This is a genomic window from Izhakiella australiensis, from assembly GCF_002006995.1.
GTDB lineage: Bacteria > Pseudomonadota > Gammaproteobacteria > Enterobacterales > Enterobacteriaceae > Izhakiella > Izhakiella australiensis.
Window position 1 is genome coordinate 61,099 of the sequence record NZ_MRUL01000019.1, and the last position, 19,549, is coordinate 80,647.

The following is a 19,549-nucleotide window of genomic DNA, read 5'->3' on the forward strand; positions in this document are numbered from 1 at the left end:
TCACAGTGGCGCGCTGCGCCGGGCCTTTTTCTGCTCGCGGCGCATGCGGAAAAAGTCACTTAGCAGGGCGGCACATTCCTGCGCCAGTATGCCGGAACTGACCTGCACCTGATGATTCATTCCAGGGTGCCCCAGCACATTCAGCAGCGATCCCGCCGCCCCGGTTTTTTCATCATTAGCGCCAAACACCAGGCGCCCGATGCGACTATGCACCATCGCGCCGGCACACATGGTACAAGGCTCCAGCGTGACGTACAGCGTCGCATCCAGCAGGCGATAGTTTTGCAGCGCCTGTCCCCCCTGACGCAGCGCCATTATTTCTGCATGCGCGGTCGGGTCGTGCTGGCCGATCGGCCGGTTCCATCCTTCGCCAATGATCCTATCGTCATGAACCAGCACCGCGCCAACCGGCACTTCACCCGCCTGCCAGGCACGCTGAGCAAGCTGCAGCGCGTAGCGCATCCAGTACTGGTCTTGTTGATCTGTCACGATAAGCTCCGGTAAAAAAACGCGGGGATTATACCTGATATGCTGCGGATACCAAGCGCCTTACGGCGCCGGGTTTTATCGTAAGCGCGACGCGCATTGCTTACTGGCGACGTGACTGTTCGGCCAGCGATTGCGCTTATTCCAGCTGCTGCAACTCACCGCTGGGTGTTACCCGCCAGCGGTGCTGGCAGAAAAACAGCAGCGGGTTGTCCTGCTTGCTATCGCTGTAGCCGCTATAAAGCTGCAGCGGCGTGCCTATCTGATCTTCGAGCTGCGCGACCTTTTCATGGCCCAGGCAGCGCATGACTAATATCCTGCCGCCCCAGGCGCGTCCCATCTGGCTGGCAATCAACCTGACACGCGGCAAAAAAGCCGAATCGTAATAGACCTGCTCCACCAGCGGCTGCGGCGAGCCGGTAATCAACCAAACATCGGCATCGGTGCTGTTAAGATATTCGGTCAGACGCTGCTGCACCACAGGAAACGCCACGACTCGCTGACGAAACCAAAGGGCAAAGTCCGCTTCATGCTGGCGCATTGTATTTTCGCTGCGGCCAAAAGTTATCGACCACAGTAATAAACTCATCGGCCAGCGCGCGGCGCGTCCTTTAATAAACAGCGCCAGCGCAACCACGGGCAGCAGCGGTATCACTAACAGCAGGTTAAGCGGCTGGCGACGCAGCAGGTAGCGCATGAAGCTACCGAACATATCCTGCCGATGTAGCGTGCCATCAAGGTCGAAAAAAACGACGCGCCTTGCGTCAATACTGCTCAAGCCTTACTCCTCAGGATCTTTAAATCCTATTAACCAGGCAAAAATAAACCCTGCAACGGCAGCGCAAACCCACCCCAATAAATAAAAAACCACTTTACCACTGACTATAGTCAGCGCCAGCGGCAAACCAGAAATACCAAACGTTATCAGAGTCGCGACTTTGGTACTACTGATTACGGCCCCGCCAACCGCGCCTCCAAGGCAGGCCGCAAGAAATGGCCGTCCAAGCGGCAGCGTCACGCCAAAAATCAACGGCTCGCCAACGCCCAGCAGTCCGACCGGCAGCGCACCTTTTACGATTTTCTTCAGCCGCTTATTACGGGTTTTCAGCAGTACCGCAACGGCGGCGCCTACCTGTCCGACGCCCGCCATTGAGAGGATCGGCAGCAGCGCGTTACTGCCGTGCGCCTGAATAAGCTCCACGTGAATCGGCACCATCCCCTGATGGAGGCCGGTTAGCACCAGGGGTAAAAAGCTCCCCGCCAGCAGCGCCCCGATCAGCGCCCCGCCGCGATCGAGCGCCAGGGTTACGCCCTGAGCTATCGCCTGAGACAACAGGCCACCCAGCGGTTGCAGCGCCACAATCGCTATCGTTGCCGTGATAAGTGTAGTCATCAGCGGGTTAAGGATCAGCTCAAGGGATTCCGGCAGCCACCGGCGCAGGCGCTGTTCCAGCCAGCTCATTAGCATCACCACCAGTAAAACGGCAATGACCCCGCCGCGCCCTGGCTGCAATGCCTCACCAAACAGGGTTATCTGGGCCAGCTGTGGGCTGGAAAGTATTCCGGCCATCACGCCGCCCAGCGCCATAGAACCGCCGAATACCCGTGCGGTATTAACCCCCACCAGAATATTCATGATGGTAAATATCGCGCTACCGAACAAAGCGGCCAGCGCCATCGCATTAGGGTAATGCAGCACCAGCTCGCCGCCGATATCGGGCCGCTTTAATAAATTGATGATGGCGGTGATCAGCCCCGAGGCGATGAATGCCGGAATTAAGGGAATAAAAACGTTGGCAAGCTGGCGTAAAAAATCGCTGAGCGGCGCGCGGTAGCGTGCTTTTGCTGCCATCTTATTGCGTTGAATGCCATCATCTCCTGACGCAGGCGTCTGCAGCGCACGCATTATTTCGACGATGCGCGAACTGTTGCCTGGCCCGACAATAAACTGATGCTGACGCCCCTGATGCACATAACCTTTAATGCCGTCCACGTCTTTCAGCATGGCGACGTCGAGTTTGCTGTCATCGTGCAGCTCAATGCGCACGCGGGTCATACAGTTTTCCAACTGGGCGATATTTTCGCCGCCGCCGACGCCGGACAACAAAATTTCCGCCAGCTTCTGATGCTTATCCATTGTTCCCCCCTCCCCCCTGCGGGGGTTTTATTGCGCAGCCAGCGCCGCGCGAAGATAACCGCGGTGGGTCTGTAAACGTTCGCTGGCTTCTGCTGCGTCAATCCCGGCTAGCACCATCAGGATCGCCGTTTTGACTTTATTTTCGCACTGACTTAGCGCAGTTTTCGCCGCCTCTGGCTCACAGCCGGTCGCTTCAACCACCATGCGACTTGCACGATCCAGCAGCTTGAGGTTGGTGGCCTGCATATCGACCATCAGGTTCTGATAAACTTTGCCATTTTTCACCATCGCCCCGGTTGAAATCATATTCAGCACCAGTTTCTGCGCGGTGCCGGCTTTCAGCCGGGTTGAACCGGTCAGCGCTTCCGGGCCTGTTAGCGGAGAAATAGCGATATCCGCTTCGTCGGCGATAGCAGAATCCGGATTGCAGGAAATGGCGGCGGTAGAGCAGCCTTGCTGGCGCGCATAGCGTAACGCGCCAATAACGTAGGGCGTGCGTCCGGAGGCGGCAAGTCCGATGACCATATCGCTGGCGCTAAGCCCGATGGCTTTCAGATCGTCAGCGCCAAGCTGTGCGTTATCCTCTGCGCCCTCAACCGCCTTAAGTATCGCGCCCGGTCCGCCGGCGATCAGACCGATCACCCTATCCGCAGGAACGCCGAAAGTTGGTGGGCACTCGGCAGCATCCAGCACGCCCAGACGACCGCTGGTGCCAGCGCCCAGGTATATGATGCGACCGCCCGCCCCAAGCGCCCGCGCTGCGGCATCCACCGCCTGAGCCACCGCCGGCAGCGTCAGGCTCACGGCCTGCGCCACCTTTGCATCCTCGCGATTAAAGCAGCGGACCATCTCAAGGGTTGTGAGATTGTCCAGATCCATGGTGTCAGCGTTACGCGTTTCAGAAAGCAACGATGCCAAATTCATTTGTCCTCCCGGAATTTTTAATTCTATACTTCAATCAATATACGAATATTTTATTCATTATGCAGTATTGTTTTTCTTTGATTAAATCCTGTATCACAATCTGAGTTGCGCTATAGCTAGCGCGCCGCGATTCAGCGAAAAAGTAATAATTTGATGAGGAGATGACATGAGTGCCCTGTTACGCATCCGCCAGCTCTATCCGCGACTGGCCGCGAACGAGCGCCGCCTGGCTGATTTTCTTCTCTCGCAGCCCGATGAGGCTCGCCACCAAAGTTCACAGAGGCTGGCGGAATCGGCCGGGGTCAGTCAATCAAGCGTGGTTAAATTTGCGCAAAAACTGGGCTATCGCGGCTTTCCGGCGCTTAAGATGGCGCTGAGCGATTCTCTGGCGGATAAAAGCGCGGTAATGGTCCACAACCATATTCTCAGCGACGATCCGTTAAAGGTCGTCGGTGAAAAGCTGCTAACGGAAAAAACCTCCGCGATACGTGCAACTCTGGATATCAACAGCGAGGAAAAGCTGCTGGAAGTCCTGCACCTGCTTAAAGAAGCGCGTCGTATCGTGCTGGTCGGGATCGGCGCCTCCGGCCTGGTGGCGAAGGACTTTTCGTGGAAGCTGATGAAGATCGGCATCAGCGCGGTAGCGGAACAGGATATGCATGCCCTGCTGGCCAGCGTACAGGCGCTAAGTGAAGGCGATGTTCTGCTGGCTATCTCCTACAGCGGCGAGCGCCGGGAAATCAATCTTGCGGCGCAGGAAGCTAAACGCTGCGGCGCCGCCGTTTTAGCATTCACCGGTTTTACCCCTAATACGCTGCAGCAAAGCGCTCATCACTGCCTGTATACGGTGGCGGAAGAGCAAACCACGCGCAGCGCGGCAGTTTCTTCTACCGCCGCACAGCTGGCATTAACCGACCTGCTATTTATGGCGCTGATCCAGCGCGACCCAGAGCGCGCGGGCCATCATATTCGCCATAGCGAAGCGCTGGTGAAAAAACTGCTCTGAATTAACATCCGTGATAATTATTCGCCTTTTATTGACGTCGGACATGCCATTTTTTGCCCGACGTTGTATAAATAGCCGCCTTCATCGTATCAACGCTTGGATCTGTCAGCGAAAAACGGCTAAGGCCATTGAATTACCATGTTCATCAGTAGTCCCGGATCAGCTAACCGTGGTTAACGGGGCAGACTCCAGCTAACCTTAGACTTTATTTTTTAAGATAACTTATTGAAATGGCTTTACTCATTACCGAAAGCTGCATTAATTGCGATATGTGCGAGCCTGAATGCCCTAATCTGGCTATCAGCATGGGCGATCTGATTTACCAGATCGATGCCGAACGCTGCACCGAGTGCATCGGATTTTATGACAGCCCAACCTGCCAGAAGGTCTGCCCGATAGAAAAAACCATTATTACTGACGCCCGGCATCCTGAGAGCCAGGCGGAGCTATGGGAAAAGTTTGTCATTCTGCAGGGCATTACCCCCGCTTGATTAATCTTCGATTATTACCGTTGCGCAGGCATAGTGGCGTTCGTCGGCCAGAGTTACATGAACCCGACGCACGCCCATCTTTTCGGCGATAACGGCCGCTTGCTCAAAGAAGCGTAATCCCGGCTTACCTAATTCGTCGTTGTAGACTTCGAACTGGTTGAACGCCAGACCGCCGCGAATACCGGTGCCAAATGCCTTTGCTGCGGCCTCTTTAACCGCAAAACGCTTAGCGAGAAAACGCACCGGCTGCTGATGCGCCTGGTATTGCCGCCATTCGTCGGCACTCAGCACGCGCTGCGCCAGGCGATCGCCGCTGCGTGAGACTACGCCCTCGATGCGGGCGATCTCGACGATATCGCTACCCAGACCGAGGATAGCCATCAGCGGCGTGCTTCGCGCATCAGCGTTTTCATTTCAGCCACCGCCTGCGCCAGCCCGCAAAACAGCGCGCGCCCAATGATGGCGTGACCAATATTCAGCTCATACATTTCAGGCAGCGCCGCAATCGGCATCACATTATGATAAGTCAGGCCGTGGCCAGCGTTGACCTTTAGCCCCTTGCCTGCGGCGTAAGCCGCAGCATCGCGGATACGCGCAAACTCCGTCAGGCGTGCATCACCTTCAGCTTCAGCATAAGCGCCGGTGTGTATTTCTATCCAGGGCGCGCCGGTATCAACGGCAGCGTCGATCTGCCGATTATCAGCATCAATAAACAGAGAAACCAGGATACCGGCCTGCTGCAGCTTACTGACGGCCCGGGCCACTTTTTCCGCCTGCCCGGCCACGTCGAGGCCGCCCTCGGTGGTGACTTCCTGACGCTTTTCCGGCACCAGACAGCAAAAGTGCGGCTTTATTTCACAGGCAATAGCCACCATTTCATCGGTCACCGCCATTTCAAGGTTCATGCGGTTCTGGATTGTCTGACGCAGAATGCGCACGTCGCGATCGGTAATATGACGGCGATCCTCTCGCAGATGCACGGTAATGCCGTCTGCGCCCGCCTGCTCGGCGGCGAAAGCGGCCTGCACGGGGTCCGGATAGTGAGTACCGCGCGCGTTACGCACGGTCGCAATGTGATCGATATTTACGCCCAGTAATAACTCAGTCATAGCTTCCTCAGCGTTTGGCGGACAGAGCAGTGAGTTTACAACGATGCGTCCCTGGCCGGTATGGCAGAACGCTATTCTTCTTGCGCCGGTGGCGCATCTGGTCTTTTTTTCGGCAAAAACTGGCGAAACAGTTCCTGACTTTTGAGCGGCTTGCCACCAAGGTAGGGTTTAAGCGCCATGCGCGTGAAGCGCTTTGCCGCTCTGAGGGTATCAGCATCGGGAAACTCACGCTGCGCCAGGGCGTGCAGGTGGTGGCCGGTGAAGCTGCGGTTATTGATTACCAGGCTGGCGATAAATCCCCTTTCCTCGCGGTAGCTGTAGGTCATGCCAGCGCTAACCGGCTCCCCACTGCCTGCACAGTGCAGAAAATCGACGCCGTAACCAAGCTGGCCAAGCAGCGCCAGTTCAAAACGGCGCAGGGTGGGTTCAGGCGAGCCATCGTCGGCAGCCAGCGCCTGAATACAGTACAGATAGTCAAAGAAAAGCTCGCTGAACGGCGTTTCATGTTCCAGCACGCGCGACAGCAGTTCGTTGACGTAAAGCCCGCAGTAGAGGGTGGTGCCGGATAGCGGCAGCGCCAGCGAGACCGCCTCCGCACTGCGCAGGAATTTCATCTCGCCGCGCCCGCCCCAACGCACCAGCAGCGGGGTAAAAGGTTGCAGCGTCCCTTTCAGCTGCGAGCGCTTTGCCCTGGCGCCTTTTGCCAGGACGCGCACGCGGCCGTTATGTTCGGTAAACAGATCGAGCAGCAGGCTGGTCTCGCTCCAGGGACGCCCATGCAGGACGAATGCGCGCTGCCAGCCTTCCATATGTGGCTCAGAGGTCGTCTATATAGCCCAGGCTGCGCAGCGCACGTTCATCATCCGCCCAGCCGGACTTCACCTTAACCCAGAGTTCGAGATGCACTTTGCTTTCGAACATCTCTTCCATGTCTTTGCGGGCTTCAATGCCAATCGTTTTAATCTTCGCGCCTTTATTGCCGATCACCATCTTCTTTTGTCCCTCGCGCTCAACGAGGATCAGTCCGTTAATATCGAAGCCGCCGCGCTCATTCGTCGCGAACTGCTCAATTTCAACGGTAACGGAGTAGGGAAGCTCAGCGCCGAGAAAGCGCATTAGCTTTTCGCGAATGATTTCTGACGCCATAAAGCGCTGCGAGCGGTCGGTAATATACTCCTCAGGGAAGTGATGCTCAGCTTCAGGCAGGCGTTTGCGCACGATGGCGGCAATGGTATCGACGTTTTTCCCGTGCTCGGCGGAGATTGGCACCACATCGAGGAAATTCATTTTCTGGTTTATCTGCTGAATATGCGGTAGCAGGATCGACTTATCGCTAATATTGTCGACTTTATTGATCGCCAACAGCACCGGCGCTTTACCGCCCTTGAGCTTGTTAAGCACCATCTCATCGTCGTCGTTCCAGCGCGTGCCTTCCACCACAAAAATAATCAGCTCGACGTCGCCTATCGAGCTGCTGGCCGCCCGGTTCATCAGACGATTGATCGCCCTTTTCTCTTCAATATGCAAACCGGGAGTATCAACATAAATCGCCTGATAAGCGCCTTCGGTATGGATACCCATAATGCGATGGCGGGTCGTTTGCGGTTTACGCGAGGTAATAGAAATCTTCTGCCCCAGAAGCTGGTTCAGTAACGTGGACTTACCCACGTTCGGGCGGCCTACAATAGCAATGAAGCCGCAGTGAGGAGTTTGTTCGCTCATTCAATTCCTAACTTAATCAGCGCTTGTTCAGCCGCCGCCTGCTCAGCTTTGCGGCGGCTGGAACCAACGCCCACTACCGGTTCGCTCATTCCGCTAACCAGACAGTGAATGGTAAATTCCTGATCGTGCGCTTCGCCCCGAACCTGCACCACCAGATAAGATGGCAGCGGCAGATGGCGCCCCTGCAAATACTCCTGCAAACGCGTTTTTGGATCTTTTTGCTTATCGCCCGGGCTTATCTGCTCTAATCGCGAGGCGTACCAGTTCAGGATCAGCTTCTCGACGTTCTGAATATCGCTATCGAGAAATATAGCGCCAATCAGCGCTTCCACCGTATCGGCAAGGATCGATTCACGACGAAAGCCGCCGCTCTTCAACTCGCCCGGCCCGAGGCGCAGACATTCGCCCAGCTCAAATTCACGTGCGATTTCCGCCAGCGTATTGCCGCGTACTAAGGTCGCTCGCATGCGGCTCATATCCCCTTCGTCAACGCGCGGGAAGCGGTGATAAAGCGCATTTGCCACTACGTAGCTCAAAATCGAGTCGCCAAGAAATTCCAGTCGCTCATTGTGCTTGCTGCTGGCGCTACGATGCGTTAATGCCTGCTGCAGCAGCTCGTAATGAATAAAAGTGTAGCCCAGCTTACGCTGTAGGCGATTAATTACGATGGGGTTCATGTGTTACCAATCTGTCAATGCGTCAAACAATCTGCATACGAAACGGGGCTGGGTCACACACAACACTATCAGTTTCGTCTGCAGTGGCTCCCCGCAGGGAGCCATCCCTTTACAGCTTAATGTATACCGCCAATGCGGCTAAAACGAATCCCCGTCGGCCACTCGCCCGGCTGCTTCTCAAAGCTCATCCAGATAGCGAAAGCCTTACCAACCAGATTTTTTTCCGGGACGAATCCCCAGTAACGGCTGTCATAGCTGTTATCACGGTTATCGCCCATCATGAAATACATGCCTTTCGGCACCACCCAGGTGTTTTGCGGCTGGCCGGGCTGGTGATAATAACCGCTGGTCTGGCCCAGGGGTTCAGGCGAAAGCAGAATGTGATGGGTCACATCACCCAGGGTTTCATCGCGCTCAAGGAGACGCATGCCGCCAGGGACATCCTGCCCAACCGGACGCTGGTAGAAATTGCTGCTGGTTTCACTCCCGCCGTTACCGCCGAACGTTTCGACAAAATCGCTCTGGCGGACGTCAGAATAGGTAACAGGCAAGGCTTTCTGGCAAGCATCATCATTGCCGCAGCCAGGGAAAACGGTCACCGTTTTCATTACCGGGTCGTAGGTAATACGATCGCCAGGCAGACCAATAGCGCGCTTAATATAATCTTCACTGGGGTTTTTCGGAAACTTAAAAACCACCACATCGCCACGCTTCGGATGACCGGTTTCAATTAGCGTAGTCTGAGAGATGGGATCTTTGATGCCGTAAGCAAATTTTTCCACCAGAATAAAGTCGCCAACGAGCAGCGTCGGCATCATTGAGCCGGACGGGATCTGGAAAGGTTCAACGATAAACGAACGCACCACAAAGACCACCAGCAGCACCGGAAATACCGATACCGCCGTTTCAATCCAGCCTGGCTGCTTAGCCACCTTACTCAGCGCAGCGTCATCCAGCTTGCCGCCGGCCTGCGCCTGCGCCTGTTCACGCCGGGCACGGCGCGCGGGCGCTAACTTAACTTTATCCACGCACCAGATTATCCCTGTTACCAGGGTTGCAATCGCCAGGATCAGGGCGAACGTATTAGCCATCTATCTTCCCTCTGTGCCACTCCCAGGCGGCGTTATTTACTTTCTTTTCCAACATGCAGAATCGCCAGAAATGCTTCCTGAGGCAGTTCGACGTTACCGACCTGCTTCATGCGTTTTTTCCCTTCTTTTTGCTTCTGCAGCAGCTTTTTCTTACGACTGACGTCACCGCCATAGCACTTCGCCAGCACGTTCTTACGCAACTGTTTAACCGTAGCACGGGCGATAATATGATTGCCGATAGCCGCCTGAATAGCGATATCAAACTGCTGGCGCGGGATCAGGTCTTTCATCTTTTCCACCAGCTCACGACCGCGATACTGCGAATTGTCACGATGGGTGATTAGCGCCAGCGCATCAACCCGCTCGCTATTGATCAATACATCGACCCGCACCATGTCGGAAGTCTGAAAGCGTTTAAAATTGTAATCCAGCGAGGCATATCCGCGCGAGGTCGATTTCAAGCGGTCAAAAAAGTCCAGTACCACTTCCGCCATCGGAATTTCATAGGTCAGCGCAACCTGATTGCCGTGATAAACCATATTAGTTTGTACGCCGCGTTTCTCAATGCATAGCGTTATCACGTTGCCGAGAAACTCCTGCGGCAGCAGCATATGGCACTCAGCGATAGGTTCACGTAGCTCTTCAATATTGTTCAGCGGCGGCAGTTTCGAGGGGCTGTCAACGTAGACCGTTTCGCCAGCGGTGGTCTGCACTTCATAAACCACGGTCGGCGCCGTAGTGATCAAGTCCAGATCGTATTCACGCTCAAGACGCTCCTGGATGATCTCCATATGCAGCAGACCGAGGAAGCCACAGCGGAAACCAAAGCCCAGCGCGGTTGAACTTTCCGGCTCATAAAACAGCGAAGCGTCGTTCAGACTCAGTTTGCCCAGCGCGTCACGGAAGCTTTCGTAATCGTCGGAGCTGACCGGGAACAGGCCGGCATACACCTGCGGCTTCACTTTTTTGAAGCCCGGCAGCGCTTTATCGGCCGGTTGACGCGCCAGCGTCAGGGTGTCCCCCACCGGGGCGCCGAGGATGTCTTTAATCGCACAGACCAGCCAGCCTACTTCGCCGCACTTCAGCTCGGTGCGATCGACCTGCTTAGGAGTGAAGATACCAAGTCGGTCGGCGTTATAAACCTGACCGGTGCTCATGACTTTTACCTTGTCGCCCTTACGCAGAACGCCGTTTTTGATGCGGATAAGCGACACTACGCCAAGGTAATTATCAAACCAGGAGTCGATAATCAGCGCCTGCAACGGCGCATCCGGCTCGCCTTCCGGCGACGGTATATCGCGCACCAGACGTTCCAGAACGTCCGGTACGCCGATGCCGGTTTTGGCCGAGCAGCGCACGGCGTCGGTAGCATCGATGCCGACGATATCTTCAATCTCTTCGGCTACGCGGTCGGGATCGGCGGCCGGCAGGTCAATCTTATTCAGTACCGGTACAACTTCCAGGTCCATTTCCATGGCGGTGTAGCAGTTAGCCAGGGTCTGGGCTTCAACGCCCTGCCCTGCATCGACCACCAGCAGCGCGCCTTCGCAGGCGGCCAGCGAACGGGAAACTTCATAAGAGAAGTCAACATGCCCGGGCGTGTCGATAAAATTGAGCTGGTAAGTTTCACCGTTTGGCGCATGGTAATCGAGCGTAACGCTCTGCGCCTTAATGGTAATGCCGCGCTCGCGCTCCAGATCCATTGAATCCAGAACCTGCGCCGCCATTTCGCGTTCGGTCAGGCCGCCACAAATTTGAATCAGCCGATCTGATAACGTGGATTTACCGTGGTCGATATGTGCGATGATAGAGAAATTACGTATGTGCTTCATTTATATGAATTTTTTCGCGTAAGATAACGTTGAAGACTTGTTGATGGTAACGGATTCAGCCACGTTGTTTATATCTCCCATCAATATTGAGCACGCATCTTACACTGTTACCCTGCTTCACGAAAGAATTCACGCAGATAACAATGCATCAACCTGATACGTTTCATCGCGGCCAGCAGAGCCCCGAAAGACGCAAAGACACCCTGCCACAGCCAGGCAAGGCAATGGCGTAAGTGTGTTAGCTTTCGGGTATCTCAACGCGCAGGGCATCCGGTGGCAGGGCAACGCTCAGAATAACAGGTTGGAAATCCGCGCGGTGTCCGACTAAGGCGGCAATCCCTTTAGCCACGATGAATCCGCCGATGCCGCCCAGCAGCGCGCCACAGGCGGCCGCCAGGTCGCTATGAAAAAGCATCTGAAAAAGGCCGGCGATGATAAACAATCCGGCAAGCGGCGTCATATAAACCAGCAGCGCGGAACCTAGCAGGCTCTTTTCTGCAATACCCAGTTCGATACGTTGCCCGGGCTGCAGCGGTTCAGGGCTGTTAATTTGCATTACGTGGGCGTTTTTCGGCCCAAGCTTGTTCAGCAGATGGCTGCCGCAGCCCTTGCGTGCCGAGCAGCGGCTGCAGGACGTTTTGATTTCAGAGTGCAGCGTTGCCACACCGTTGTGCCAGGCCACCACCGTGGCCCATTCTCTCATCATGGCTGCGTTCCCAGAGATACGCTGTCTGCAATTCGTTTTGCCGTGGAAGGCGGTAGTTCTCCCACCACGGTAATTTCAGTATTGTCACGAACTTCAGTTTGCACCGTGCGCCAACCGTTACGCAATAACTGCGGCACGCTGTTTTTATCAGCCTGGCTGATATTTACAGAAAAGCTAAATAAGCCATCAGAATACAGCCGTGATTCGACCGGTTTGTTCAGCGAAGGAATATCGCGACGGCTTTGCGACACTTCCTGCATTCCCTGGGGCAACCAGCCCACCCGCCAGCTGAACTGCTGCTTTTTAACCGGCGGCAGTGAGAGTGAAGGTGGCATACTGGCTTTAGTCAGCCCCTGCATCACCTTACGAACGCCGTCATCGACGGCAAAACTGATCACGCGATACTGTTCAAGCGTCTCGCCATCGCGATCGAGCATATCCACCCGCAGCGGCAGCTTAGTGTCGGTATCAATCCAGACAATAAAGCTATAGCGCGTTCCATCACGCGCCACGATGCGAATTACATCGCACACCTGATCGGCAATGCGGGTGCGCCCGACCGGCACAAAATCGTAACTGCTGCTAAGACGGCTGAAATCACCATATATCACCGAGGGCAGCGAATCGATAATGTGCCCGCCATTGAGGGTAAATGGCTCAAGGCCAGCCTCAAAGTAGCTGATTTCATTACCGCGCTGAACAATTTCGCGCCGCGGTCCGTCCATTTGCAGTAGCTGCGCATAGACTTTATCGTCGATCAGCGCATGGCGATAGCGTAGTGATTCAATTCCCATGCGGGAGACGCTAATAAAGGCGAGTTCGTAGTTGAGGGACTGGCTGGCCTGCTCCATCTGTTGCAATAACGCCCCGGACGTTGTTTGCGCCGGGGCGACAGAAGGATACAACAGGCTGCCGGTCAAAAGAGAGACGGCATACCAAAATTGCTTCATTACTGCTGCTGAATTCCTAACGATTGAGTTCCTGGTACCTGAACTGCAGCAGCCTGTTGAGCAGGAGCCTGCTCAATCTGCAGTTGTTCAGCGTGTAAACGGCGCTGCAACTCATAATCCTGTAGTAAGGCATTAACCCGACGACGCTGATCCTGCGCCTGCTGCTGACCGTTTGCGCCAGCATTCTGCGGCACGCCATAGCTAACCGGAGACGCCTGTCCCATCATTGGCAGGGTGTTAAAAACCGGCGAGTCAGAGCTGCCTGGGGCATTTTGCGCGGGCTGATTATAGTGCTGGACGCCAACGATGACCGCCAGCGAAACGCAAGCCGCTACGCCAACCTGAGTAATCTGCGCCGCCCAGGGGCGAACTTTTTGCCAGAAAGGCATGTTTTCCCAGCGTGAGGGTTCCGGCTGAGATTCAGGGATAAGAGGTGTTACGCTTCTGGCTGGCTCCTGCTCGATAGCAGCAGCGACACGGGCAGCGATGTCGAAATGAATGACTTCGCCTACATCACCCCGCAGGGTGTCACGGATAAGATGGTAACTCTGCCAGCTTTTCTGCAGCGTTGCATCCCCGGACAGGGCAGCTATCACCTCGTTATCCAGAGCTTCACCATCCATTAAAGCGGAAAGTTTCTCTTTCTGCATGCTTTAGTACCCTTCCTGTGCCCGCCATTTAATGGCGTTGAATAAGCGGTTGGACTTTATTATCAATCGCTTCTCGCGCCCGGAAAATCCGCGAACGGACGGTTCCTACGGGGCAATCCATGACGGCGGCTATCTCTTCATAGCTCAGTCCGTCAAGCTCCCGAAGAGTGATTGCCATCTTTAAATCTTCCGGCAATGACTCAATGGTGCGAAAAACAATCTGTTTCAACTCTTCAGACAACATTAAGTTCTCTGGGTTCGAAATTTCTTTTAGCGCCCCTGCACTCTCGAAGTTTTCAGCATCAATCGCGTCAACATCGCTGGAGGGGGGACGTCGTCCTTGAGCAACCAAATAATTCTTCGCCGTATTAACGGCAATTCTGTATAGCCAGGTATAGAAGGCGCTATCGCCGCGAAACGACTCTAACGCTCTGTATGCCTTAATAAAAGATTCCTGAACCACATCGGGTACATCGCCAGAGGGGACATACCGGGCCACAAGGCTCGCCACTTTATGCTGGTAGCGTACCACCAGAAGATTAAATGACTTTTGATCTCCTTTCTGAACCCGTTCAACAAGAACCTGATCCGTTAACTGCTCGCTCATCCGAGGTAATGTCTCCCCAAATTTCTTTTAACGCGTAGTAAAACCGTCAGCAATGACACACTTATCTTGAGCAAGCACTGGCTTTGATTCGTCATTTTACGGAAAGTTCCTACACGCATGTTTTTCTCCTGTCATCAGCACATTTTGCACCAGCCACTTTGATTGGTTTGATGTGAGTCTGGTCGTGCCGCACTCGCTTACGCTTGGCCGGCTTGCCTCAATGGCCCGACGACGCCCGCAGGGTACATTAACAAGCACGCTTTTTCACCTGCTAATCTCTGATTAGCAAAAATGTTCGCCATAATAAACATTAGCTGAAAATAGCAAACACATCCGTTGATTTGCGTCAGCGGGGCGTCTGTGGTGTGGTTAACCGGAAAATACTGTAGGTTTTGGGGATTTCCCCCCGGCGTAAGTAGTGATACTCTCAGCCAATCCAATGTTTAGTACACTAAACAAAATGAAACTTTCTGATTATAGTTGTGACGTTCTGATCGTCGGTAGCGGCGCAGCAGGTTTGTCGCTGGCATTACGGCTCGCGCCGTCTTATCGGGTGATGGTGCTCAGTAAAGGTCCGATCAACGAAGGCTCAACCTTCTATGCTCAAGGCGGCATCGCGGCGGTTTTTGACCAGGCAGACAGCATCGAGTCTCACATTGAGGATACGCTGACGGCCGGTGCCGGCCTGTGCGATCGTGATGCGGTCGCATTTATTGCCAGCAATGCCCGACATTGCGTACAGTGGCTAATTGATAACGGCGTCACTTTCGATAAACACCAGAATCCCCCCAGCGAGCAACCCTATCACCTGACGCGGGAAGGCGGCCACAGCCATCGCCGTATCCTGCACAGCGCCGATGCCACCGGGCGCGCGGTTGAAACGACGCTGGTCAGCCTGGCCCTTGCGCATCCCAACATTCAGGTTCTTGAGCGCTTTAACGCCGTCGATATTATCACCAGCGATAAAGCCGCCCTGCCCGGTCCGCGGCGCGCAGTCGGCGCCTGGCTGTGGAATCGCCAGCGTGAGCGCGTTGAAACCTGCAGCGCACGGTCCGTTGTCTTAGCCACCGGCGGTGCGGCGAAAGTATACCAATACACTACGAATCCCGATGTGGCATCCGGTGATGGCATTGCGATGGCATGGCGCGCCGGATGTCGGGTGGCTAACCTTGAGTTCAATCAGTTTCACCCCACCTGCCTGTTCCATCCACAAGCGCGTAACTTTTTACTCAGCGAAGCGCTGCGCGGTGAAGGCGCACTGCTAAGGCGCCCGGACGGTTCACGCTTTATGCCCGACTTTGACCCACGCGGCGAACTGGCGCCGCGCGACGTGGTTGCCCGCGCCATTGATTACGAAATGAAGCGTCTTGGCGTCGACTGCATGTATCTCGATATCAGCCATAAGCCGGCAGACTTTATCCGCACGCATTTCCCAACAATTTATGAAAAGCTACTGGGCTTCGGCCTTGATCTGACCCGTGAACCGATCCCGGTGGTTCCGGCAGCGCATTATACCTGCGGCGGGGTGATGGTTGACCATCAGGGCCAGACGGATGTGGCCGGGCTTTACGCCATTGGCGAAGTCAGCTACACCGGTTTACACGGTGCTAATCGCCTGGCATCAAACTCATTACTTGAATGTCTGGTCTACGGCTGGTCCGCTGCACAGGCGCTTTGCGCTACGCTGGACAGCTTATCCGCGCCCGCTAGTCTGCCATCATGGGATGAAAGCCGGGTCGACGATTCCGATGAGCGGGTCATTATCCAGCATAACTGGCACGAACTCCGGCTGTTTATGTGGGATTATGTCGGCATTGTTCGCTCAACTAAACGGCTGGAACGCGCGCAGCGTCGCATCCAGTTATTGCAGGCGGAAATCGCTGAATACTATGCCAACTTCCGCATTTCAAATAACTTGCTCGAATTACGTAATCTGGCTGCGGTGGCCGAGCTCATCGTCCACAGCGCATTGCAGCGCAAGGAGAGCCGCGGGCTGCACTATACGCTGGATTACCCGCAGGCTCTGGCCCATGCGCAACCCACTATCCTCACGCCGATAACTCCCCGTTAGCGAAACAAATAAAAATCCTGCGTCAGCCCGTGCCAGGCTGGCGAATACTGGTTATCACCGTCGCGAATAGTCAGCCGGTCGGAAAAGGTGTCGCCCGCACGGGGAGAAAACGCCAGTAGCACCCGCGTGGGTAATTTGTTTTCCGTTTCGGCAATATCGGTTCGCAAACGCAGATGCCAGCCTCTGGAGGTCGCCATGGCAATAAACTGTTCACCCGGCCGCTCCGGCAGGACAACCGCTAAAAAACCCTCTTCGCTCAGCAGACGTTCCGCGCAAACTAGCAGCGCTTCATGGTCAAGATGGCTGGTATAGCGCGCTTTGTCCCGTGCGCTGCTGGCACACTTGACGCCAGGCGAGAAGTAAGGAGGATTACTTACAATCAGCTGGTAATGTCGATCGCAGCCTGCCGCCCAGTTGATAACATCATCCTGGTAGACATTGATACGCGCAGCCCACGGCGAAGCCTGTATGTTTTCTGACGCCTGCTTTGCAGCCTCAGCGTCCAGCTCTACGGCATCGACCTGTACCTCAGGCGCCGTACGCTGCGCCAGCATCAGAGCAATTAATCCGCTGCCGGTGCCGATATCCAGAATACGCTTAACGCCCGCTACCGGCGCCCAGCTTCCCAGTAAAATTCCGTCGGTGCCGACCTTCATCGCACAGCGGTCATGGGCGACGAAGAACTGTTTAAAGGTAAAGCCGTTACGGCGTAGTAGACTTTTCTTTTGTGACATTTGCCTGACCTGAAGAATAATCGGCGTTAGCATAGGACAATCTTTCGCGCAGGAAAAGCCGACCCTCTGGCACAAACAGATGAACATCCTGGGCAATCTGTCTATAATCGGCGCCCCAAACTGAGGTAGATCATGACGGCAACCACTTTTTCCGAACTCGAACTCGACGAGAGCCTGCTGGACGCCCTGCAGGATAAAGGCTTTACGCGCCCAACAGCGATCCAGGCGGCGGCGATCCCCCCGGCACTTGAAGGACGAGACGTTCTCGGTTCAGCGCCAACGGGCACCGGTAAGACCGCAGCCTACCTGCTGCCCGCACTGCAGCACCTGCTCGATTTCCCACGTAAGAAGTCCGGCCCGCCGCGTATTCTTATCCTCACGCCGACGCGCGAACTGGCGATGCAGGTCGCCGACCACGCACGTGAACTGGCCGCGCACACTCATCTGGATATCGCCACCATCACCGGCGGCGTTGCCTATATGAACCATGCTGAGGTGTTCAGCGAAAATCAGGACATTGTGGTGGCAACCACTGGCCGCCTGCTGCAATACATCAAAGAAGAGAATTTCGACTGCCATGCGGTGGAGACGCTGATTCTGGATGAAGCTGACCGCATGCTGGATATGGGCTTTGCCCAGGATATAGAACACATCGCCGGAGAAACCCGCTGGCGCAAGCAAACCCTGCTATTTTCCGCCACGCTGGAAGGCGAAGCTATTCAGGACTTCTCCCGCCGGCTGCTAAACGACCCGGTTGAGGTTGATTCCGATCCAGCGCGCAGCGAACGCAAAAAAATCAACCAGTGGTATTATCGCGCCGACGACCTGAAGCACAAAACGGCGCTGCTGGTTCACCTGTTAAAACAGCCGGAAGTCACGCGAGCCATCGTTTTCGTACGAAAACGCGAACGCGTTCACGAGCTTTGCCAATCGCTGCACGAAGCGGGCATTAACTCCAGCTATCTTGAAGGTGAGATGGTACAGGCAAAACGCAATGAGGCGCTAAAGCGTCTGGTTGAGGGCCGGGTTAAGGTTCTGGTCGCAACCGACGTTGCTTCACGCGGCATTGATATCCAGGACGTCAGCCACGTGTTTAATTTTGATATGCCGCGCACCGCCGATACCTACCTGCATCGCATTGGCCGTACCGCGCGCGCGGGGCGCAAAGGAACCGCCCTTTCCCTGGTTGAAGCGCACGACCACCTGCTGCTGGGGAAAATAAGCCGCTATATCGAAGAACCGCTAAAATCACGCACCATCGATGAACTGCGTCCCAGCACGCGGGTGCCCAATGACAAGCTAAAAGGCAAGCCATCGAAAAAGGTTCAGGCAAAACGTAAAGAGAAAAAAGAGGGCGAAGAGGCTAAAAAGCGCGTTAAGCAGCGCCATCGTGTGACCAAAAATATTGGCAAGCGGCGTAAACCCAGCGAAACAGCAGCCGGTGATGATGCTGAATAATTGCACACGCAAGCACAAAAACACCCGTTTAAGGGTGTTTTTGTTAATTTAAATCGGGACTTTCAGCCAGCAACCCACTTTTTTGCTGCTGGGTTTACCACATTAACAAAATAACAACAAAACCCACGGGAGAAATAGCAACTCCCTGTGGGTTATCAATAGTTTAAATCTTGTTTACTGCTGCAGCAGATTTAATCAGCGTTTAACTTTACAGATTTTCTGTGAAGGTTCGGGTAATAACATCACGCTGCTGTTCTGGCGTCAGCGAGTTAAAACGCACCGCATAGCCTGAAACGCGAATCGTCAGCTGCGGGTACTTCTCCGGATGCTCAACCGCGTCCAGCAGGGTTTCACGACGCATTACGTTGACGTTCAGATGCTGACCGCCCTCCACCCGCACCTGTGGTTTCACTTCCACGGGGACTTCACGATATTCGAACTGGCCCAAATCACTAACAGCAACAATTTGGTCTTCGTTGTAATCGCTACGTGCGCATACGCAGCGCGCTTCCTGCTTTTCGTTATCCAGTAGCCAGAATGAATTCATCAGCCCGGGTTTTGCTGCTTTTGTAATCTGAATACCTGTAATCATCACTACCTCCAGCTCGGACCGGCCTCAACAGTTCAGACCTGGCCTCGTGTAAAATACTCATTACTTTATATACCCCGCCAGACGCCACTCCTTTGACGCAGATCAATTCATTTTCCGCCACGCTGGATTAAAAAATCTAACTTATTGATTAAAAACAAAAAGCGAAAAATTAAAAAAACTATTAGACGTCAACTACTCAGGCCGGTACGCGTCAACTATTCTGGCCGCCTTTCAGTTACTTCTTAACTGACTGCTGGGTTACTGCTTTCGACGTTTTCTTTCTGTAGCTTTCTCCTGTTACCTCGA

General features: G+C 54.7%; 21 protein-coding genes. 4 read left to right on the forward strand and 17 right to left on the reverse strand.

The genetic code is table 11. The annotated features are described in order from the left end of the window. From tadA to murQ, 4 genes are all read right to left on the reverse strand, one after another. On the reverse strand, positions 1-489 hold the full coding sequence (tadA, locus tag BTJ39_RS19885) for a tRNA adenosine(34) deaminase TadA (RefSeq protein WP_078004460.1): 489 nt from the start codon (positions 487-489) through the stop codon (positions 1-3). A 136-nt stretch (positions 490-625) separates the two neighbouring features. Continuing rightward, positions 626-1,264, reverse strand: a complete 639-nt coding sequence (gene yfhb / locus BTJ39_RS19890) for a phosphatidylglycerophosphatase C (RefSeq protein ID WP_078004461.1) — start codon at positions 1,262-1,264, stop codon at positions 626-628. 3 nt (positions 1,265-1,267) lie between these two features. Then, the gene (locus BTJ39_RS19895; RefSeq protein WP_078004462.1) at positions 1,268-2,623 is read right to left on the reverse strand and encodes a PTS transporter subunit EIIC; all 1,356 of its coding nucleotides are present in this window, start codon (positions 2,621-2,623) and stop codon (positions 1,268-1,270) included. 27 nt (positions 2,624-2,650) lie between these two features. Continuing rightward, on the reverse strand, positions 2,651-3,547 hold the full coding sequence (murQ, locus tag BTJ39_RS19900; protein ID WP_078004463.1) for an N-acetylmuramic acid 6-phosphate etherase: 897 nt from the start codon (positions 3,545-3,547) through the stop codon (positions 2,651-2,653). 166 nt (positions 3,548-3,713) lie between these two features. Here murQ and BTJ39_RS19905 point away from each other — a divergent pair, with 166 nt between their 5' ends. Together BTJ39_RS19905 and BTJ39_RS19910 are read left to right on the forward strand one after the other, a co-directional pair. Continuing rightward, the gene (locus tag BTJ39_RS19905; RefSeq protein ID WP_078004464.1) at positions 3,714-4,553 is read left to right on the forward strand and encodes a MurR/RpiR family transcriptional regulator; all 840 of its coding nucleotides are present in this window, start codon (positions 3,714-3,716) and stop codon (positions 4,551-4,553) included. Positions 4,554-4,783: 230 nt separating this feature from the next. Beyond that, complete coding sequence (locus BTJ39_RS19910) at positions 4,784-5,044, forward strand: YfhL family 4Fe-4S dicluster ferredoxin (RefSeq protein ID WP_078004465.1); 261 nt, start codon at positions 4,784-4,786, stop codon at positions 5,042-5,044. Here BTJ39_RS19910 and acpS read toward each other — a convergent pair whose 3' ends face one another. The 11 genes from acpS to rpoE form a co-directional block, all read right to left on the reverse strand. Beyond that, positions 5,045-5,425 carry a holo-ACP synthase gene (gene acpS / locus BTJ39_RS19915; protein WP_078004466.1) on the reverse strand — a complete coding sequence of 127 codons (381 nt, stop codon included), beginning with the start codon at positions 5,423-5,425 and terminating at the stop codon, positions 5,045-5,047. Next, positions 5,425-6,153 (reverse strand): pyridoxine 5'-phosphate synthase, encoded by a 729-nt coding sequence (gene pdxJ / locus BTJ39_RS19920; protein ID WP_078004467.1) that lies wholly within the window; start codon positions 6,151-6,153, stop codon positions 5,425-5,427. The genes acpS and pdxJ overlap by 1 nt, the downstream gene beginning before the upstream one ends. Before the next feature lie 71 nt (positions 6,154-6,224). After that, positions 6,225-6,962, reverse strand: a complete 738-nt coding sequence (recO, locus tag BTJ39_RS19925; RefSeq protein ID WP_078004468.1) for a DNA repair protein RecO — start codon at positions 6,960-6,962, stop codon at positions 6,225-6,227. Positions 6,963-6,969: 7 nt separating this feature from the next. After that, positions 6,970-7,875, reverse strand: a complete 906-nt coding sequence (gene era / locus BTJ39_RS19930) for a GTPase Era (RefSeq protein ID WP_078004469.1) — start codon at positions 7,873-7,875, stop codon at positions 6,970-6,972. Further along, positions 7,872-8,552, reverse strand: coding sequence for a ribonuclease III (rnc, locus tag BTJ39_RS19935; protein WP_078004470.1), 681 nt, complete (start codon positions 8,550-8,552; stop codon positions 7,872-7,874). The genes era and rnc overlap by 4 nt, the downstream gene beginning before the upstream one ends. A 116-nt stretch (positions 8,553-8,668) precedes the next feature. Beyond that, on the reverse strand, positions 8,669-9,643 hold the full coding sequence (gene lepB, locus BTJ39_RS19940; RefSeq protein ID WP_078004471.1) for a signal peptidase I: 975 nt from the start codon (positions 9,641-9,643) through the stop codon (positions 8,669-8,671). Positions 9,644-9,675: 32 nt separating this feature from the next. Beyond that, positions 9,676-11,475 carry a translation elongation factor 4 gene (lepA, locus tag BTJ39_RS19945; RefSeq protein WP_078004472.1) on the reverse strand — a complete coding sequence of 600 codons (1,800 nt, stop codon included), beginning with the start codon at positions 11,473-11,475 and terminating at the stop codon, positions 9,676-9,678. Between the two features lie 238 nt (positions 11,476-11,713). Continuing rightward, on the reverse strand, positions 11,714-12,181 hold the full coding sequence (rseC, locus tag BTJ39_RS19950; RefSeq protein ID WP_078004473.1) for a SoxR-reducing system protein RseC: 468 nt from the start codon (positions 12,179-12,181) through the stop codon (positions 11,714-11,716). Continuing rightward, positions 12,178-13,131: a sigma-E factor regulatory protein RseB gene (gene rseB, locus BTJ39_RS19955; protein WP_078004474.1), complete on the reverse strand. Its 954-nt coding sequence runs from the start codon at positions 13,129-13,131 to the stop codon at positions 12,178-12,180. Before rseB ends, rseC begins: the two co-directional genes overlap by 4 nt. Then, complete coding sequence (gene rseA, locus BTJ39_RS19960) at positions 13,131-13,781, reverse strand: anti-sigma-E factor RseA (protein WP_078004475.1); 651 nt, start codon at positions 13,779-13,781, stop codon at positions 13,131-13,133. Before rseA ends, rseB begins: the two co-directional genes overlap by 1 nt. A 28-nt stretch (positions 13,782-13,809) precedes the next feature. Further along, complete coding sequence (gene rpoE / locus BTJ39_RS19965) at positions 13,810-14,388, reverse strand: RNA polymerase sigma factor RpoE (RefSeq protein ID WP_078004476.1); 579 nt, start codon at positions 14,386-14,388, stop codon at positions 13,810-13,812. Positions 14,389-14,848: 460 nt separating this feature from the next. On the opposite strand from rpoE, the gene nadB reads away from it, so the two are divergent. Beyond that, complete coding sequence (gene nadB / locus BTJ39_RS19970; protein WP_078004485.1) at positions 14,849-16,459, forward strand: L-aspartate oxidase; 1,611 nt, start codon at positions 14,849-14,851, stop codon at positions 16,457-16,459. Here the strand turns inward: nadB and trmN are convergent. Continuing rightward, positions 16,456-17,226, reverse strand: a complete 771-nt coding sequence (gene trmN, locus BTJ39_RS19975) for a tRNA(1)(Val) (adenine(37)-N(6))-methyltransferase TrmN (protein WP_277869790.1) — start codon at positions 17,224-17,226, stop codon at positions 16,456-16,458. The genes nadB and trmN overlap by 4 nt on opposite strands. A gap of 99 nt (positions 17,227-17,325) precedes the next feature. Here trmN and srmB point away from each other — a divergent pair, with 99 nt between their 5' ends. Continuing rightward, positions 17,326-18,651, forward strand: a complete 1,326-nt coding sequence (gene srmB / locus BTJ39_RS19980) for an ATP-dependent RNA helicase SrmB (protein ID WP_078004478.1) — start codon at positions 17,326-17,328, stop codon at positions 18,649-18,651. A gap of 208 nt (positions 18,652-18,859) precedes the next feature. On the opposite strand, the gene grcA is transcribed toward srmB, so the two are convergent. After that, positions 18,860-19,243, reverse strand: a complete 384-nt coding sequence (grcA, locus tag BTJ39_RS19985) for an autonomous glycyl radical cofactor GrcA (RefSeq protein WP_078004479.1) — start codon at positions 19,241-19,243, stop codon at positions 18,860-18,862. Positions 19,244-19,549: the final 306 nt, after the last annotated feature.

Coding starts and splice junctions, on each gene's coding strand:
- BTJ39_RS19895 (WP_078004462.1), bottom strand. CDS start 2,623: ATGGATAAGCATCAGAAGCTGGCGGAAATTTTGTTGTCCGGCGTCGGC.
- murQ (WP_078004463.1), bottom strand. CDS start 3,547: ATGAATTTGGCATCGTTGCTTTCTGAAACGCGTAACGCTGACACCATG.
- BTJ39_RS19905 (WP_078004464.1), top strand. CDS start 3,714: ATGAGTGCCCTGTTACGCATCCGCCAGCTCTATCCGCGACTGGCCGCG.
- BTJ39_RS19910 (WP_078004465.1), top strand. CDS start 4,784: ATGGCTTTACTCATTACCGAAAGCTGCATTAATTGCGATATGTGCGAG.
- acpS (WP_078004466.1), bottom strand. CDS start 5,425: ATGGCTATCCTCGGTCTGGGTAGCGATATCGTCGAGATCGCCCGCATC.
- pdxJ (WP_078004467.1), bottom strand. CDS start 6,153: ATGACTGAGTTATTACTGGGCGTAAATATCGATCACATTGCGACCGTG.
- recO (WP_078004468.1), bottom strand. CDS start 6,962: ATGGAAGGCTGGCAGCGCGCATTCGTCCTGCATGGGCGTCCCTGGAGC.
- era (WP_078004469.1), bottom strand. CDS start 7,875: ATGAGCGAACAAACTCCTCACTGCGGCTTCATTGCTATTGTAGGCCGC.
- rnc (WP_078004470.1), bottom strand. CDS start 8,552: ATGAACCCCATCGTAATTAATCGCCTACAGCGTAAGCTGGGCTACACT.
- lepB (WP_078004471.1), bottom strand. CDS start 9,643: ATGGCTAATACGTTCGCCCTGATCCTGGCGATTGCAACCCTGGTAACA.
- lepA (WP_078004472.1), bottom strand. CDS start 11,475: ATGAAGCACATACGTAATTTCTCTATCATCGCACATATCGACCACGGT.
- rseC (WP_078004473.1), bottom strand. CDS start 12,181: ATGATGAGAGAATGGGCCACGGTGGTGGCCTGGCACAACGGTGTGGCA.
- rseB (WP_078004474.1), bottom strand. CDS start 13,131: ATGAAGCAATTTTGGTATGCCGTCTCTCTTTTGACCGGCAGCCTGTTG.
- rseA (WP_078004475.1), bottom strand. CDS start 13,781: ATGCAGAAAGAGAAACTTTCCGCTTTAATGGATGGTGAAGCTCTGGAT.
- rpoE (WP_078004476.1), bottom strand. CDS start 14,388: ATGAGCGAGCAGTTAACGGATCAGGTTCTTGTTGAACGGGTTCAGAAA.
- nadB (WP_078004485.1), top strand. CDS start 14,849: ATGAAACTTTCTGATTATAGTTGTGACGTTCTGATCGTCGGTAGCGGC.
- trmN (WP_277869790.1), bottom strand. CDS start 17,226: ATGCTAACGCCGATTATTCTTCAGGTCAGGCAAATGTCACAAAAGAAA.
- srmB (WP_078004478.1), top strand. CDS start 17,326: ATGACGGCAACCACTTTTTCCGAACTCGAACTCGACGAGAGCCTGCTG.
- grcA (WP_078004479.1), bottom strand. CDS start 19,243: ATGATTACAGGTATTCAGATTACAAAAGCAGCAAAACCCGGGCTGATG.